The organism is Leucobacter sp. WKLB1 (assembly GCF_059696215.1).
In genome coordinates this window covers 2,175,435-2,192,217 of the sequence record NZ_AP046115.1, presented here as the reverse complement: position 1 = coordinate 2,192,217, position 16,783 = coordinate 2,175,435, and the positions used below count along the sequence as shown (strand labels likewise).

At 65.1% G+C, this 16,783-nt stretch carries 8 protein-coding genes and 1 tRNA gene; 5 read left to right on the top strand and 4 right to left on the bottom strand.

Annotation, left to right across the window (positions count from 1 at the left end; genetic code table 11):
- Nucleotides 1-2: 2 nt before the first annotated feature.
- Entirely contained in the window at nt 3-860 is an 858-nt protein-coding gene (locus tag ACZF5Y_RS09945; protein WP_497532510.1) for a hypothetical protein, read from the bottom strand.
- Nucleotides 861-1,129: 269 nt separating this feature from the next.
- On the bottom strand, nt 1,130-2,554 hold the full coding sequence (locus ACZF5Y_RS09940) for a zinc-dependent metalloprotease (RefSeq protein ID WP_497532509.1): 1,425 nt from the start codon (nt 2,552-2,554) through the stop codon (nt 1,130-1,132).
- Nucleotides 2,555-2,683: 129 nt separating this feature from the next.
- Between ACZF5Y_RS09940 and ACZF5Y_RS09935 the strand changes: the two genes are divergently transcribed.
- Both ACZF5Y_RS09935 and ACZF5Y_RS09930 read left to right on the top strand, forming a co-directional pair.
- Nucleotides 2,684-3,817, top strand: coding sequence for a YlbL family protein (locus ACZF5Y_RS09935; RefSeq protein ID WP_497532508.1), 1,134 nt, complete (start codon nt 2,684-2,686; stop codon nt 3,815-3,817).
- Nucleotides 3,818-3,922: 105 nt separating this feature from the next.
- Entirely contained in the window at nt 3,923-6,952 is a 3,030-nt protein-coding gene (locus ACZF5Y_RS09930) for a UPF0182 family membrane protein (protein WP_497532507.1), read from the top strand.
- 661 nt (nt 6,953-7,613) lie between these two features.
- On the opposite strand, the gene ACZF5Y_RS09925 is transcribed toward ACZF5Y_RS09930, so the two are convergent.
- Nucleotides 7,614-7,687, bottom strand: a tRNA-Met gene (locus ACZF5Y_RS09925).
- 253 nt (nt 7,688-7,940) lie between these two features.
- On the opposite strand from ACZF5Y_RS09925, the gene ACZF5Y_RS09920 reads away from it, so the two are divergent.
- The 3 genes from ACZF5Y_RS09920 (at nt 7,941) to ACZF5Y_RS09910 (ending at nt 15,707) form a co-directional block, all read left to right on the top strand.
- Complete coding sequence (locus tag ACZF5Y_RS09920) at nt 7,941-11,243, top strand: hypothetical protein (protein ID WP_497532506.1); 3,303 nt, start codon at nt 7,941-7,943, stop codon at nt 11,241-11,243.
- Between the two features lie 189 nt (nt 11,244-11,432).
- On the top strand, nt 11,433-13,193 hold the full coding sequence (locus ACZF5Y_RS09915; RefSeq protein WP_497532505.1) for a S1C family serine protease: 1,761 nt from the start codon (nt 11,433-11,435) through the stop codon (nt 13,191-13,193).
- Between the two features lie 126 nt (nt 13,194-13,319).
- A complete protein-coding gene (locus ACZF5Y_RS09910) occupies nt 13,320-15,707 on the top strand; it encodes a CDP-glycerol glycerophosphotransferase family protein (protein WP_497532504.1) in 2,388 nt (795 codons plus the stop codon).
- Here ACZF5Y_RS09910 and ACZF5Y_RS09905 read toward each other — a convergent pair.
- Nucleotides 15,704-16,759, bottom strand: a complete 1,056-nt coding sequence (locus tag ACZF5Y_RS09905) for a glycosyltransferase family 2 protein (protein WP_497532503.1) — start codon at nt 16,757-16,759, stop codon at nt 15,704-15,706. The genes ACZF5Y_RS09910 and ACZF5Y_RS09905 overlap by 4 nt on opposite strands.
- Nucleotides 16,760-16,783: the final 24 nt, after the last annotated feature.

Below are 16,783 nucleotides of genomic sequence, written 5' to 3'. Positions count from 1 at the left end.
CGTCACCCGCTCACGGCTTCTCGCGGTGCATCAAGAGCTTGCGAAACGGTCGCCGATATCGGCGACGACGTGCAGAGGCACTCGGGATGGGCAGCGACAGCTTCCACATCGATGCTGGCCTGGTGCAGGGCCTCGGGACAGGTGATACGCGTTTGCGTCAGATGCACTGACGGGTCGTGCGCGAGCCAACGGCGCACGTAGTCGGCGACGTGCGCGGCCGCCAGCACCGCGGCGTCGCCGCGCTCGCTTGCAACTGGAGATGCGGAAAGCTGGGCGGCTAATGCGGCAGTGGCGCCGTCGGCTGCGACGCGATGCAGCGTTAAACACGTGTGGCAGGGCCCGCGGCCGGCAACGATGAGTGGGCCGATGACGACTGCTCGGTCAGTAAAACGAACCAGCAGGTGCGGAGTGCCGCGCATCGCCCATCGATCGGCGCGCGCGAGCGGATCCCAGTACCGTTCGACGACGATGGCGAGGTCAGCTGCCGTGTCGGCGTGCGCGGTTGCGGTTTTCCGGTCCGATACTCCACTGACTCTGGCGGAGGGGTTCCTCAGCCAGTTCGAATCGTCGATTCCTTCGGATTCTGCGATGATGCGCACGCCACACGCGAGCAACCCGAACTTCAGCGCGGGTGAGGGGCGAGCGCCCTGGCACACGACGGCTCTGAGGGCGCTCGATTGGAGCTCGCGTGCGTCAGTGTTCGCGGCCTGCACCTCTGACCCGCCTGAGACAGGTTCGACAGTGACGGTCACCGGCGCAAGCGCGTCGATGACGGCGCGCGCATCTGCGAGGGTGGCCCCGACCATCATCGCCTCGATGCTGAGCCGGTCCGCATCCACGCCGCGACGAAGGGCACTCACGAACCGTTGCTGGCCGGCGCTGGGGGAGTGGAGTCGGGCGACAGGTCGCTCAAACCCCCAGCGCAAGGTATGTGGATCTTCCCAGCACACGGGAACATCGGTGATGAGCTGGATGCGTTGCGGAGTTCGCGGTGATGCCTGCATAAGAGCAGTGTGGGTGCTCCCGCAGTGTGAAATTCAGTTATGCACAGCTCGCGCGGCTCAATGCATTGTTACGCCCACATCCTGTGGAATGTGAGCGCATCACGGATGAGCTCACGAGCCGAACCTCAGTGGCGCGGCTCGTCGCCGTCGCGGTGATCCTCTCCGTCTTCGCCACCGGCATGCGGCGGCAGCGACCCATCGAGCAGCTGAGCCAGCGCAACATCGAAGTCGGCGGCGGCGGGGTCCGCGGCCGCGCCCGCGAGTCCCAGGCGTTCGAGCAGTTGCGCCGGGTGATCCAGCTCGGCTGAGGTTGGCAGCAGGTCCGGGTGCGCCCACAGGCCGTCACGAGTGGCAATGTTGCTGCGCTCGCCGACGAGTCGCCACAGAGATGCAGCCTCGCGCAACCGCCTCGGCCGCAGCTCGAGACCGGCCAGGGCGGCGAATGCATGCTCGGCCGGTCCACCCGTCGCACGGCGTCGACGCACCATCTCAGCGACTGCTTCGGCCCCCGGAATGCGTTTCGCAGCATCGGCAGTGACGACATCGACCCACCCTTCGATCAGGGCGAGCATCGTTTCCAGACGTTGATGGGCCGCTTCCTGCGACTCTGATTTCGGAGGGATCAGGGCGCCGTTCGAAATCAACTCCTGGATCTGCTCGGGATGCGACGGATCGATATCGCGCGCGATCTCCTCGATACGGTCGGTATCGATGCGGATGCCGCGCGCATAATCGCCGATGGCACTCAGGAGGTGCAGTCGCAGCCATTTCGAATGCCGGAAGAGCCGGGCATGGGCGAGCTCCCGAATGGCGAGATAGAGCGTGACGGTCTCGGCATCCTGATCGAGCCCCTCGGCGAACGCCGCGACGTTCGCCGGAAGCAGCGCGCCGCCCTCGCGTCCATCGCCGGAGAGCAGCGGAATGCCGATGTCACCTGCAGAGACGACCTCGCCAGATAGTCGACCGACGATCGTGCCCAACTGCACGGCGAACAACGCGCCTCCCACGCTGCGGAGCACGGGCGTAGCGCCCTGCAGCGCCCCACTGAGCTCTTCGGGCATCTGGCTTTCGAGCGCGTTCACCAGAGCGGCCGTGATCGACTCGGCGACGGGCTCGGCAAGCCCGACCCAGGTGTCGATCGACTGCTGCACCCACTCGATGCGAGAAATGGTGCGCGGGGCATCGGGGGTGGGGCCGAGATCGGTTGACTCATCGAGCCAGAGCGCCGCGACCGGAAAAGCGCGGAGCGCAGCAGCCGGATCGCCCGCACCAGCGCCATCGCTTGCCACCTCGATCGCCGTCTTGCGTGCGACCGACCAATCGATTTCTTCGGACGGGTGCTGCATGGCTCCTTGCAAGGTACTGAAGAGCCCCTGGAGCGTCTGCGGATCGATGGGGATGCCGGCTGCCTTGGCGAATTGCTCGGGATCGAACCCGTTGGGAGGTGTCGCCCCGGTGCCCGAGAGCATGTCGCGCAGAATGCGCTGCAGCTCTTCGAAATCGCCCCCGGAATCCGGTCGTTCGACGCCGTCGTGGTCGTTCGCGCTCATGGCCGCCCCTCCGTTGTTGCTTCCTGAACAACGCTACGGCACCGCGCTCAGATGCGCCTGCTAGATTGACCGTCGCACGGCGATTTCCATTGCGCCGAGTGCGAACAGCACGGGGCATCAAGGAGTGAGTTGGGCAAGCAGGATGTGGGCGCGAATCCCGGATCGCAGGTTCGTCAGACGCCCGCCGCCCGGGGCAACAGGCGGCTGTGGGTGGCTCTCGCGATCGCGATCCCGGTGCTGCTCGCCGGCGCGATTCCGTCGCCCTACGCCATCGAGCGGCCCGGTCCGGTCGTGAACACACTCGGCGAGGTCGAGATCGACGGCTCCGCATCACCGGTGGTGAACTTCGGTGACGCCCAGACTTATCCGACGACTGGCACGCTGAACCTGCTCACGGTGCAGATCCTCGGAAGCCCAGAGCAGCATCGCAGCTGGCTCTCCCTGCTCCCCGCAGTTTTCGATCCGTCCCAGCGAATCGCGCCGCTCACTGACTTCTATGCGACTGGTGAGACTTCGGAAGATCGTCAGGCACAGAACACGGCGCTCATGTCAAGTTCGCGGGCGACCGCGGCCGCCGCAGCATTTCGCGAGCTCGGTGAAGCGGTAGGCGTCGAACTCACCGTGGCGAATATCGCGGAGGGGAGCGCCGCCGATGGCGTGCTTCGCGAGGGCGATCGCATCACCGAGGTCGACGGCGACGCGGTCGTCGATTTCGCGATGCTGCGGCAACGCACAGCCGACACGGGTGCCGGCGGCACGATGCGCATCGGCATTGAACGCGACGGGAAGTCGCAGACGGTTGATCTCTCGCCGGCGGTGCCGAGCGGGGGTTCGGAGCCGTTGATCGGCGCGACTATCTCCATCTCCTACGATTTGCCGAGCCCCGTCGACATCGAACTCGAAGACATCGGCGGGCCGAGCGCCGGAATGGTCTTCGCGATCGCGATGGTCGACCGACTGACGCCGGGCGATCTGCTGAACGGTATGACCGTGAGCGGCACCGGAACGATGGCCGACACCGGAGAGGTCGGTGCGATCGGCGGCCTCGAGCAGAAGATGTGGGCGGCTTCGAGGGCCGAGAGTGATCTGTTCCTCATGCCGATCGGCAATTGCAGCGACGTGCCCGAGCACGTTCCGGACGGTTTGAACGTCGCACCGGTCGCCACGCTCTCCGAGGCGATCGACGCGGTGCAGCTCACTGCCGACGGCGGAACCCCCGCCGGGCTGGAGCGCTGCACCGCAGCGACGGCGAACGCGCAGTAGTCGCGCGTCGCCAGAGATACTGACCTCGGGTTTTGTCAGCCCCGCCCGATAGGGTGAAGTGATCCACCCCGCCCGGCACCCCTCGGGTGCGCTCAGGACAGGAAAGTGAACGAAGACGTGACCGACCCGAATAGATCGGCCGAGGCGACCAGCCAGCGCCGACTCTCGCCGCTCGCCATCACCATCATGCTGGTGGTGGCTCTCATCCTTGGCTTCCTCGCCGTCGCCGCAGTGATGGCCGAAGTGATGTGGTATCGCCAAGTGGGGTACTTGCCCGTGCTCACGACCCAGTGGGTCGCGGCGGGCGTCATGTTTGTCATCGGGTTCCTCGGCATCGCCGTGCCCGTGTTTCTCGCGATCGACATGGCCTATCGACGCCGTCCGGTGTACGCACGCCTCACCGCGCAACTCGATCGGTATCAGGAGCTCTTCGAGCCGCTGAGGCGTCTGGTGAAGTGGGCGCTCCCGGCAGTCGTCGGCCTGTTCGGCGGTTTCAGCACCGCCACGCAGTGGCAGAGCGCGCTGCTCTGGATCAACGGTGAGGCAACCGGCGAGAAAGACGCGCAGTTCGGCCTCGACATCTCCTTCTACCTCTTTAATCTGCCGATGCTGCAGGGCATCGTGGCGTTCGCGTCGGCCGCGACATTGCTCGCGTTGATCGCCGGCGTCGCGACCAGCTACCTGTATGGAGGCATCGCGTTCGCCGGTCGCGATGTGCGTGTATCGAAGTCGACGCGCATTCAAGCCGCGGTGCTCGCCACCCTCTACCTGCTGCTGCAGGCGGTGAGCCTCTGGCTCGACCAGTACCGCACCCTGACTGGCTCGAGCGGCATCCGCACCGGTGCGCTCTTCCAGGATGTGCACGCGGTGATTCCGGGCAAGCAGATTCTCGCGGGCATTGCGATCATCGTCGCGATCCTGTTCCTCGTCACCGCCTTCACCGGCAAGTGGCGACTCCCGGTGATCGGTACTGCACTCTTCCTCGCATCGAGCATCGTGCTCGGCATCGGTTACCCCTGGGGTGTGCAGCAGTTCCAAGTGGGCCCCGACGAGAAGAGCCTCGAAGCCGACTACATCGAACGCAATATCGAGGCCACGCGCACGGCGTACGGCATCGATGACGTGCAGGTGGAGCGCTACGACGCATCGACGGATGCCGAGCCCGGCGCGTTGCGCGACGACGCGACGACGACGGCGAACATTCGCATCATCGATCCCGAGGTCGTCTCGCCGACGTTCTCCCAGCTCGAGCAGATTCGCCAGTACTACCAGTTCCCGACGTCACTGAACGTCGACCGATACGAGATTGACGGCCAAGTCGAAGACACTGTGTCCGCGATCCGCGACATCAATATCGAGGATCAGACGGGCTGGTACAACCGCACGCTCGTGTACACCCACGGCTATGGGCTCGTCGCGGCATTCGGCAATCAGCGCTCCCCGGGCGGTGAACCCGTGTTCCTCGAGAACGGCATCCCGACGAGCGGCAAGCTCGGCAAGTTCGAACCCCGCGTGTACTTCGGCATGGACTCTCCCGAATACTCCATTGTCGGCGGGGAGCGGTCGAAAGCGATCGAGCTCGACTTCCCCGCTGACGCGGAGAGCACGGCCGAGGCCTCAGCAGAGGACGCGACCCCGGCTGAGCCCGATGCCGCCGAGTCTGAGCAGACTACCGAGGAGCAGACCACCGAGGCCGCGCCCGAGGGTGAAGAAGCTGCCGAGGAGGGCGGGCGTCAAAACATGACGACGTTCTCCGGCGATGGTGGTCCGGTGCTCGACAACATCTTCACCAAGCTCATCTACGCCCTGAAGTTCCAGGACATGGAGGTGCTCCTCTCGGGCGCTGTCGTTGACGGCTCTCAGATCCTCTACGACCGCAACCCGGTCGACCGCGTACAGAAGGTCGCGCCGTATCTGACGATTGACAAGGCACCGTACGCTTCGGTGGTCGATGGGCGGATCGTGTGGATCGTCGATGGCTACACGACCTCTGACAACTACCCGTACTCCGAGAAGTCGGACATGAACGCGTTGACGGTCGACGCCGATAACAAGGAGCGCGATCCGCTCGGCAAGCCGATCAATTACATTCGCAACTCAGTCAAGGCGACGGTCGACGCGTATGACGGCACCGTCTCGCTCTACGCCTGGGATACGGAAGATCCCATCTTGAAGTCGTGGGGCAAGATCTTCCCCGGCACGCTGAAGAACGTGTCTGAGATGAGCGGTGATCTGCTCAGCCACGTGCGCTACCCGAGCGACATGTTCAAGGTGCAGCGCGCCATGCTCGGCGAGTACCACGTCACCGACTCTGATGCCTTCTACTCGGCAGAGGACAAGTGGCGCACCCCCGATGACCCGGTGTCGAGCGCGTCCGCCGGTGCGCAGAAGTTCGCTCAGCCGCCGTATTACCTGACGCTCGCGGCAGGCGCGGATGCGGAGCCGAACTACTCGATCTACTCGACGTACATCCCATCGCAAACGGGCGAGGGCTCGCGAGACATCCTCACGGGGTACCTGGCTGCCAACTCCAATGCGGGGTCGAGCGACGGAGAAGTGTCGAAGGACTACGGAACGCTGAAACTCCTGCAGCTTCCGAAGGGCGACCCTATTCCGGGCCCTGGCCAGGTGCAGAACAGCTTTACGACCGATTCGAACGTGTCGAACCTGCTCAACATCCTGCGACAGGGCGAGAGCGAAGTGATCAGTGGAAACCTGCTGACCTTGCCCGTCGGTGGCGGGCTGCTCTATGTGCAACCGGTCTACGTGCAAGCGAAGTCAGGCACGAGCTTCCCGATTCTGCAGAAGGTGCTCGTCTCGTTCGGTGATCAGATCGCCTTCGAGGACACGCTCGACGAGGCGCTCGATGCGCTATTCGGCGGGAACTCGGGAGCCGATGCTGGCGACACGGGAACCACCCCCACCACGGAAGATCCTGAGACACCGAGTACTGGTGACACGGGCAGTAGCAACACGGGTGGAGATTCCAAACCGTCGTTGGATGCGTCGCTGAAGGACCTGCAGGAGGCCTTCGCTGACCGTGACGAAGCAATGAAGTCGGGCGATTGGGCCGCGTACGGTGAAGCCGACAAGCGCGCTAAGCAGGCGCTCGAGGACGCACTCGCGGCGGAATAACGGGCGTCTGATCCGACAGTTGGAGCCCCGAACGATGTCATTCGTTCGGGGCTCCAACTGTCTCTGCATGTGGTCAAATCTGAGGATGGCGAGTGGTCCGCTCACATCAGGCGCTGTCGAGAGAAAAGTGAACGCGTGTGAACGGCTGCATTGCTTCATGAACAGCGAAAGGCCCCTGATCTGAATCCCAGATCAGGGGCCTTTCTCATCGTTGCGGGGCAGTGTCTGGTTTCAGCACATATTGGACACCTGTCTCACGACATCATGGACACCCCACCGCAACCAACTCCTCATCCACGCCCTAGCGATTCAGCGCCCTTTCTGTAGCTGCCGCTAAGCGGTTCTGCCATTGAGCCGCACTTCCCCTTCAGGGGTTGGTGTCAAAAAGTGCTGTGTAGCCCTCGAATCCGTGCCAGAAACGTGCACAAAGTGACACCAATTCTGGAATGGCGCCGTCTGCGGAGCTGGAGCCGAGAAGCTGCGCGCAGCAGAAGCCACGAGGCCTCTGGGAACGAACCGGTTGGGCCGGACGCTAGTGAACACGCGCGAACCCATCCACTAATTTTGGCCGGTTAACCCGGTTACCCCCCCGTGGCTGCATCGCTTCGTGAACAGCGAAAGGCCCCTGATCTAAATCACAGATCAGGGGCCTTTCTCATCGTTGCGGGGGCAGGATTTGAACCTACGACCTCCGGGTTATGAGCCCGGCGAGCTACCGAACTGCTCCACCCCGCGGCACAAGAACCTAGGTTAGCACGCCCGAACGTGGTACGCAAGCACGCGGTGTCGTCAGGGTGTGGATAGCTCCTGCACGCCGCTCGAGTGCTCGGCGAGGATCGCTCCACGCCATCCGTCACGCCGCCCGGATGGTGCGGTGTCGTCGCGGCCTGGAAAGGAGCATCACATGTTGCATCGCCTACGAATCGTTGGGAAGGTGCGCCGATCGTTCGTGCGCAGAAAGGGGAGGAGGTCGAGTGTCGGTGCCCGGATGCTGGGCGCTGTGCTCGTGACGGTGATGATGATCACTGTGGGCGTTGCCGGAACTCCTGCGGTGGCAGAAGCCGTGCCGCGCGGAGAGCAAGTCACGTTTCCCGGGGGAGTGACGATCAGCAATTTCGTGATGCCGAACGGCACGAGGGCATACTGCGTCGAAGTCTCCATGGGCGAACCATCGGGCGTGATCTCCGAAGCGGGGAGGCTGTCGTATCTGCTCGGTCGAGAAGGCAGGTTTCCGGCATTCATGGAAACCAGTGGAATCCGGCAGATGAACTACCTGATCGATCAGCACGGCCAGACGCGCGACGCCTGGACCGCGGCTGCCGTTCAACTGACGATCTGGAGAATGCGTGAGCGTTTTCAGCCGGGCAATGCAACGCTCGACCGCATGATCGGTGTGTTGCAGAGTTCGACTCGTGGACAAGATCTGATTCAGACGTCCGATCGTCTCTATGCGGAAGCGCGTGACGCAGCGGTGCCGCCGGCGAAGCCTCGGCCGGTCACCGGTGCGCTGGGGCTCACACGCACAGGTGGAGCAGAAAGCCTCGAATTCACATTGACATATCCCGCGGGTACCACGTCAGTGTCGGTCGTCGGGGGTACGTTTGAACGCAACGGTGCAGCGAGACTCGACGTTTCAGGCCGCGAGGGTGGCACCGAACGGGTGACGGCCAGCGCCGATGCCGGCGAGCTTCGTGCCTCGGGTTCGTGGGTTGCCCAGGGCGCTCGCGGCTGGGAGGCACTGCTCGATGTGTACAACACCTCCACGAGTTCAGGTGGAGTGGGGCAGCGTATCGTGGTGGCCACCGGGAGCTCGACACAATCGGACCTGACCGGGCGCTTCACCGAGGCTACTCACGATGTCCCGCCGCCGCTCGCACCGCCGACTGCGGCCTCCCACGCACTTGCTGCTGCAACGGTCGGTGGGGTCATGTATGACGAACTGATCGTCACGCAACAGCCGGGAACGCGCTTGCGCATGTGGCCGGAGGCCACAGCAGAATTTGTAGCGTACCTCGAGCCGGAGGTCGGTGCGGTGAAATACGATGCATCCTGGAAGCCAAAACTCGGTGCGGCGTACGAAGCACAAGCGGAAGATCCGGAGTCAGGAGTGCCGCTCTGGCGCGAATGGTGGGCGGATGTCGATGGGAAGCCCCTTCGAGATGCTGCGGGCGAACCAATTCCCACAACGGATGCTGCCGGTGCCCCGACCACGGGTGTCGCCGCAAACGGCACCCCGTATCCCCAGCAAGAGATCACAGCGAATGGTCTCCCTCGAACGGATGCTGAGGGAAACCCTGTGTTGCTGCAGGGGCGAGATGCAGTCATGGAACAGCGGCAAGATCCCGAGCGTTGGAGCGCTGAAGAATTAGCGGCGCTCTCGACGGAGCAGCGCTGTGTGGTCCAGCCGGTGTTCACGTCCGCGAACATCGAGGTGTCTGGTGCCGGCACGGTGCGGTCGGAGGAGACTCCGGTGCGATCCTCAGGAACCATTCACTGGGTGGAACGCGTCAGCTCATCCGGAAAACTGGTGCACGAGGGCGAGTGCGGCGTCGCGAACGAGACGACGAAGATCGACCAACCCGCAATCGAGACGCAGGCGCTCAGCGAGGCCGTGCTCGGTGACGAGATCTACGACGTCGCAATCGTCTCAGGGACACTCGCGGAAGGAGCGGAATACTCAGTGCAGTTCGACGCATACCGGGCGCCGGAGACCGAATCCGGCGAATCTGCAGCTGAAGCGACATGCACGGCTGCGAATGTCGTGTTTCGTTCGGCAGCCGTGCCGGTGACCGACATCGGCGAGGTGCGATCTCCGAGCGTTGTCGCGACGCCCGAACTGGGAACCCGTGTGTGGTGGGTCGAAACGCTCCGTCTGGAGACGCCTGATGGTCCGGAGGTGCTGCATCGCGGTGCATGCGGACTCGACAATGAGACGACGAATGTCGGGAGGCCGGTCGTCGAGACCATTGCGATCGAGACGTCCCCTGCCGGTGCAGTCATCACCGACACAGCGATCGTCTCGGGCGGCATTGCGGAGAACGCAGGCGCACGTTGGGAGATGACCTTCGAGGGATACCGAGCCTCGAGCGGCTCGGCTGAGTCGCCTGGAGAAGACACTGATCGGTCCGTTGCGCCCCTGGCGGTCTGCACGGCCGAGAATCTCCTGTTCGAGACCGACCCAGTTCCCGTCTCGGGGCCAGGTGAAATGCGTTCGCCAGAGGTGATCGCGGAGCCCGATTGGGCGGGCGCAGTCTGGTGGGTGGAGACGCTGTGGCTGATCCAGGGTGATGCGCGCACGGCGCTCCACACCGGGGAGTGCGGTCTCGACACGGAGACGACCGTCGTTACGAAACCGGAGGTCACGACGCACGCGAAGGCAGCCGTCGCCATGGGAGATCGCATCTCTGACACGGCGACTGTCACCGGAGAGCTCGCCGTGCGTGCCGGGACTGAGCATCAGATCGTCTTTCGCGGATATCGCGGAGATGCGTCGCTGACGGGTACTCCCGCAGCAGTGTGCACCGACGAGAACCTCCTGTTCACGACAGATGCGGTTCCGGTCACTGAGACGGGCGATGTGCAATCTCCCGAAATCACGGCTCTGCCAGACTTTGGCGACACCGTGTGGTGGGTCGAAGAGCTCTCGCAACGGGACGAACACGGCGATCGCGTGCTGCACACTGGAGAATGCGGGTTGCCCGGCGAAACCAGCACCGTGCAGACTCCGCTGGTGCGCACCGAGTCGGCGGGGTCGGTCGAGGTCGGGCAGCCGATGTTTGATACGGCGATAGTCACCGGCGCATTTCCTGAGCGCGAAGATGTGGACTTCCGCGTGCGATTCGCGGCGTTCCAACGGAGCTCGAACGGTGACTTGAGCTGTGCCCCTGAGACAGAGATCCCAGACTTGAGCGATCCGGAAGGCGTTGCAGTGACCGGTCCGGGGCGTTTCGCTTCGCGTTCGGTCGAGACTCGCCAGGCCCACCTCGGCCTGGGCGGATTTGTCGAGACGCTGGTCATGGTCGTCGACGGCCGAGAGCACGTGGTAGCTCGTGGCGAGTGCGGTGCGGCCGATGAGAATTTTGAAGTGCGTCTGCCAGGGACTCCGCCTACGGAACTCCTGGCACAGACCGGGGGAGCTCGCGGCCCCCTCGTCTGGTGGATCGTTGGCGGCGGCGTCGCCCTCGTGGGTGCCGCGCTGCTGGTGCTCCGCACCGTGCGTCACCGGCGCCGGCCACTCGTGCATGAGTGCCCGGACCTGAGCGAGGGAGGCTTCTTGCCGACGCGTGACTGACGCGTTCTCGACGGCGCCGTGCAGGTGAGGGCTCGATCCTTGCGGTCATCTGAGCCCGCACCTGCACAGCGCCGGGGTTCCCGGGTGCCGGATCGGACCACTGTGCGGAAGATGCAGTCGCTCTGCAGGTCTCCCAAACGTAATTCATAGATTCGCTGTCCATGCTGTACGTAAGAGAAGGGAGCCCCCATGAGCACCACACCCGAGAACGACCCATACGGTCGCCCGATCACCCCCGAGGGCCGCGTCGCAGGTGACGCCCCCGCAGAAGCCCATGCGGCACCGACCGTCCACACGCAGGCGACGTCGCCGTTGCCCGAGGCGCCCGCCGCGGTTTCCGCGGCCGATGCAACGGAGACTTCGCGACTCCCTGAGACCGTGCAGCCCGCGTACTCCCCGCAGCCGCCCGCAGCGACGAACGCTCCGGCCCCGCCAATCCAGCCCGAGACCCAGGTGCAGCCTGCCGTCCAGCAGGCACACGTTCCGCAGCAGCCGCTCGCGCCGCAAGGGGCGTACCCCGCTCCCGCCGGCGCGGTGCCGCAGCCGACGCACCAGTACTCGGGTGCCGAGACGCCGCAGACCCCGGCTGGAGTCGCTTTCGGCACCCCGGTGCATGAGCAGCAGCACCCGCAGGCTGGAGGCGGAGCCGGCGTTCCCGCTTTCCCAGCGGCAGCGCCCACGGGTGGAAACAGCGGCGGCAAGAATCGCACCGGGGCGCTCCTCGCTGGACTCGCAATCGGAGCGCTGCTCGGCGGGGTCGTCGGCGGCGGAGTCGCTGCCGTCGTGTCGGCCAATGCGAACCACAGCAGCACTGCCACGGCGAGTGGTAACAGTGCGATCACGCTGAACAATGCCGAAAATGCCACGGCGATTTCAGGGGTGGCGGCAGTCGCGACCCCGAGCGTCGTGACCCTTGAGGTGTCCGGTGCCAGCGCGAGCGGGTCGGGCTCGGGCGTCATCTATCAGAAAGACGGTTACATCATCACGAATGCGCACGTCGTCACGCTTGACGGCGCTGCGATGAGCGATGCGAAGATCCGGGTGAAACTCAGCGATGGGCGCATCTTCGACGGCAGCGTCGTGGGCGTCGATCCCTATGCTGATCTCGCCGTCGTGAAGGTCGATGCCACTGATCTCCCCGCGATTACCGTGGCGGATTCCGACAAGATCGATGTCGGCGACCTCACGGTCGCCATCGGCGCCCCGCTCAACCTCGCGAACACCGTGACGAGTGGCGTTGTGAGCGCACTGAATCGCGGCATCTCGGTGGGCAGCCCGCTGATCGGCGACGACCAGAGCCAGCAAGACGACGGCAGCGGTGACACCGGCAGCGAAGGCAATGGCGACAGTGGAAACGGTTTCCCCTGGGACTTCCGCTTCGGTCTTCCTGATGAACAGAACGGTGACAGCGGTCAGCAGCAGCAGTCGACGTCATCTGGAAGTGTAACTCTGCCCGTCATCCAGACCGATGCATCGATCAACCCCGGAAACTCGGGCGGCGCACTGCTGAACGGCAACGGCGAACTCATCGGCATCAACGTGGCGATCGCCTCGACTTCCACCACCGGTGATACCGCTGGCAGTGTCGGGCTGGGCTTCGCGATCCCGGCGAATCTCGCGACGCGGGTTGCCGACGCGATCATCGCCGGCGAGCAGCCGTCGCACGGATTGCTCGGCGCGTCGGTCGCTGACTCGTCGCAAGACACGGATGCAGATGCGAATCACGCGGGCGGTCTGCTCGTCGACGTGTCGAGCGGTGGCGCGGCCGACAAGGCCGGGCTGAAGTCGGGCGACGTCATCACGGCGGTCGACGGTGTCTCGGCGGTCGACGGCACGTCGGTATCCGCATTGATCCGCGAGCACGCCGGGGGCAGCACCGTCAAGATCGAGTACACGCGAGGCGGTGAACCCGGCGAGACCGAAGCAACGCTCGGCACGCTCGAATACTGACTTCGACACTCGTACGGTTCTCTCTGAACGCCGCGAACGACATCCTCTCGATGTCGTTCGCGGCGTTCGCGTGCGTGTGGGTCGGTGCCGGTCGCTGCGGCAACTGCATGCCCTACAGTTGTGGGAATGAGTACCGCAGGAACCCCCGCATCGAGCGGTGCTACCTCTCGACTGTTCGCGATGGCGGCCTTCGCGATCTCACTCCTGGTTTCGTGGTTCGTGCCGCGACGCCCGGATCAGTGGATGTTCGGCAGCTGGATCGGGGTCGGTGAGGGCGCACTCGCCGTCGCGCGCGAACTGCGCGACACCGATTCGACTGCCCACATCTTCTGGGCCGTCGCCGACGAAGCCGAAGCGGAGCGAGCGACCGCCGAGGGGTTCACTGCGGTTCCCCGTGACAGTTGGGCGGGGTTCACCGCCACGCTCACGTCGCGTCAGATCGTGATCACTCACGGCTACCGAGATGTCAATCGATTCGGGATCGCCGGAGCCTCGATCACCCACCTCGGGCACGGGGTGCCGCTGAAACGCTTGCATCACCACCTCGCGCGTTCGACGGATGGGCCGGGATTCGCGCGGGCGATCCTGCGTCGCGTGTATCGCCTCGGTGCCGAACGCGTGCAGCTGTACGTTGCGGCATCGGTGACGAGTGCGAGACGGCTGCGCCAGGCGAATCGTGTTGCTCCCGGACGCGTGCGCGCTCTCGGGGACGCGCGCGATGACGTCCTCGCAGCGCAGGCGGCGAATCCCGTGCTTGCTGCGAATGCCCGCGCGGAGGTGCGCCGACTGCTCGGCCTCGCTGCGGATGCATCGACAGCGCCCGAGTCCCTGATCTTTTACGCACCCACCTGGCGTGACGGCGCGCCAGACCCCGCCGTACCGACCCCCGAAGAAGCCGCTGCAATCGCGACGTGGCTGGCAGCGCACGGCGCACGATTGGTCATCCGATCGCATCCCATGGGGAGCGGTGCGTACGATGCGGCGTTCGGCTCGGCCGACGCTGACTCGGGGAACGCGCGCGTGCACGCGCTGCCGGCAACCATCGCCCCCGACATCACCCCGCTGCTCGGGGCATTCGATGTCGTGATCACCGATTACTCGTCGATCGCGATTGATTTCGCGCTGCTGGAGCGCCCGATCGTGTGGTTCGCGCCCGATGTGGTGCACTACTCGGCGACACGAGGGCTGTACGAGCCCCTCGAAATCACGGCATCGGGTCACGTGCAGCTCACGTGGGAGGCGACGATTCGGCGCCTGAGCACGGTCATGGGCACAGGCCCTGGGAGGCGACAGGCCGAAGTCGACTCTCGCAATCTCGCACGCCGCTTCCATGACGCGCCTCAGGGCGGCGCGGCGGCGAGAGTACTCGCCGAGATTCGGAGACTCGCGCTGCCGGCGGCCGAACGGGTCGAATCCGGTGTCTTCTTCGAGAGTTTCGAAGGGCGCCAGGTGAGTTGCAATCCACTCGCCATCGACCGTGAACTGGCTCAGCGCTTTCCTGAACAGAAGCGGTACTGGAGCGTGGCCGACGAAGCGATCGCCGTGCCCGAAGGTGCGATTCCAGTGCTCGTCGGCGGTGCAGATTGGTTCGCCGCGCGTGCGCGGGCTCGCCTGCTGGTGGTCAACGATTGGCTCCGATACGGGTTTCGGCGCGGTCGGCATCAGTTCGTGTTGCAGACGTGGCACGGCACCATGCTCAAGCACCTGGCCCTCACCCGGCCGAACACGGGCCTGCAGACACGCATCGCGACGCGGCGCGAGAGTCGTCGATGGAGCCTGCTGCTCTCCCAAAACCCGCACTCGACGTCGCAGTTCCGCGAGAGTTACGCGTATCAGGGCCCGATGCTCGAAACCGGGTATCCGCGCGACGATCGATTGGCGAGAGCGGTGGTGAACTCCGCTCGTGGCCCGGAGCGCATACGCATTCTGCAAGACGGAGCGAGGCGCGCTCTCGGAATCGTCGATGGCCCCCGGGTACTCGTGTACGCGCCGACATGGCGCGAGAGCCGTCGGGGGCAGGCGGCGGATCCACGAGTGCTTGATATTGCGGCGCTGATACCGGCGCTCGACGAGCCAGACGATCCCTGGGTGATCGTGACCCGCGGGCACGTGCGAGTGCAGGGTCTGCCCGGAGGAGCGATGGGTGCGCACGATCCGCGAATCATCGATGCCTCGACGCACCCCGATGTCAATGACGTGATCCTTGCCGCTGACCTGTTCGTCACCGACTATTCGTCAACGATGTTCGATGCCGCGGCAGCTGCGGTGCCGATGGCGTTCTACGTGCCTGATCTTGCCGACTATCGCGATCGTGAGCGCGGGTTCACGTTCGACTTCGAGGCGTCGGCCCCCGGCCCACTGCTCACGACTCCGGAACAGTTGATCGACGCGGCCCGCGCGGGGGTGCCGTACTCCGACGCATACGCGGCATGGCGACAGCGCTTCACCCCGCACGACGACGGCGGCGCGGCCAGCAGGGTCGTCGATGAGCTCGTCGATCGAGGCGTCTGCTAGACCCGCGAGCGATCGACCACGCGACCACCGCCGAAGGCGATGCCGCGTAGAAATCCGCTTCCCCAGCTCAGATGCATCGTGATGAGTGTCACGGCGGTGAGCGCGCGGTCGCGGATGCCGTGCTGATCAGGGATGCGCCAGGTTGCGAACAGGATCGCCCCGAGGTAGAGCGCGGCGGGCGCCAAGAGTGCCGGTGCCGGTGACGCCCACGCGACGAGTCCGCTGATCAGCAGCGCGAGCGCCACGAGGCTCAGAGCGAGCCCGAGCACCAGAATTCCCGGCATGAAGAACCGCCAGGGGTTCGCACGGCCGTAGCGCCGCACGAGTACTGCGCGCCAGGTGCCCGTGGCGAAGAACTGTCGTGCGAGATCGCCAAGGCTCGCGCGCGGCCAGTACGTGACGCCCAAGGCGGGCTCGAACCAGACCGTATAGCCGGTTCGGCGCAGTCTGAGGTTGAGCTCCCAGTCTTCGCCGCGCAGGATCGCAGGGTCGTACCCGCCCACCGCCTCGAGGGCGGTGCGACGAAAGATCCCGAGATAGGCCGACTCTGCCGGGCCGGGGGTGCCGTCTGCGTGGTAAGCGCCGCCGCCGAGACCGAAGGGGCTGTTGTACCCGCGCGCGATGGCGCGCTGTACCGCACCGGCGCCGGCAGCGCGCATGACACCCCCGACATTTGCGGCGTCGGTCTGCTGCAGAGCGGCGACGCCGCGGCGCGTGTAATCGGGGGTCAACTCAGAGTGCGCGTCGACACGAACGATCACCTCGTGCGTGCTCGCAGCAATGGCGTGATTGAGGCCGGCCGGGATATCGCGTTCGGGGTTATCGACGAGCACGACTCGCGGATCCTCACCTGCGAGTCGTGCGGCAATCGCGTCGCTCCCGTCACGAGACGGGCCGAGGGCGAGCACAATTTCTTTTTCGCCGGCGTAATCCTGAGCCAAGATGGTGCGAACCGCCTGCTCCAGAAACCCCTCTTCGTTGAGCACCGGCATGACATACGTCACCGCGGGAAGCGCATCGAGCGCAGGAAGCCGGGGAGTCGGTGAGGTCACTGGACGATCCTCCCATATCGGCCG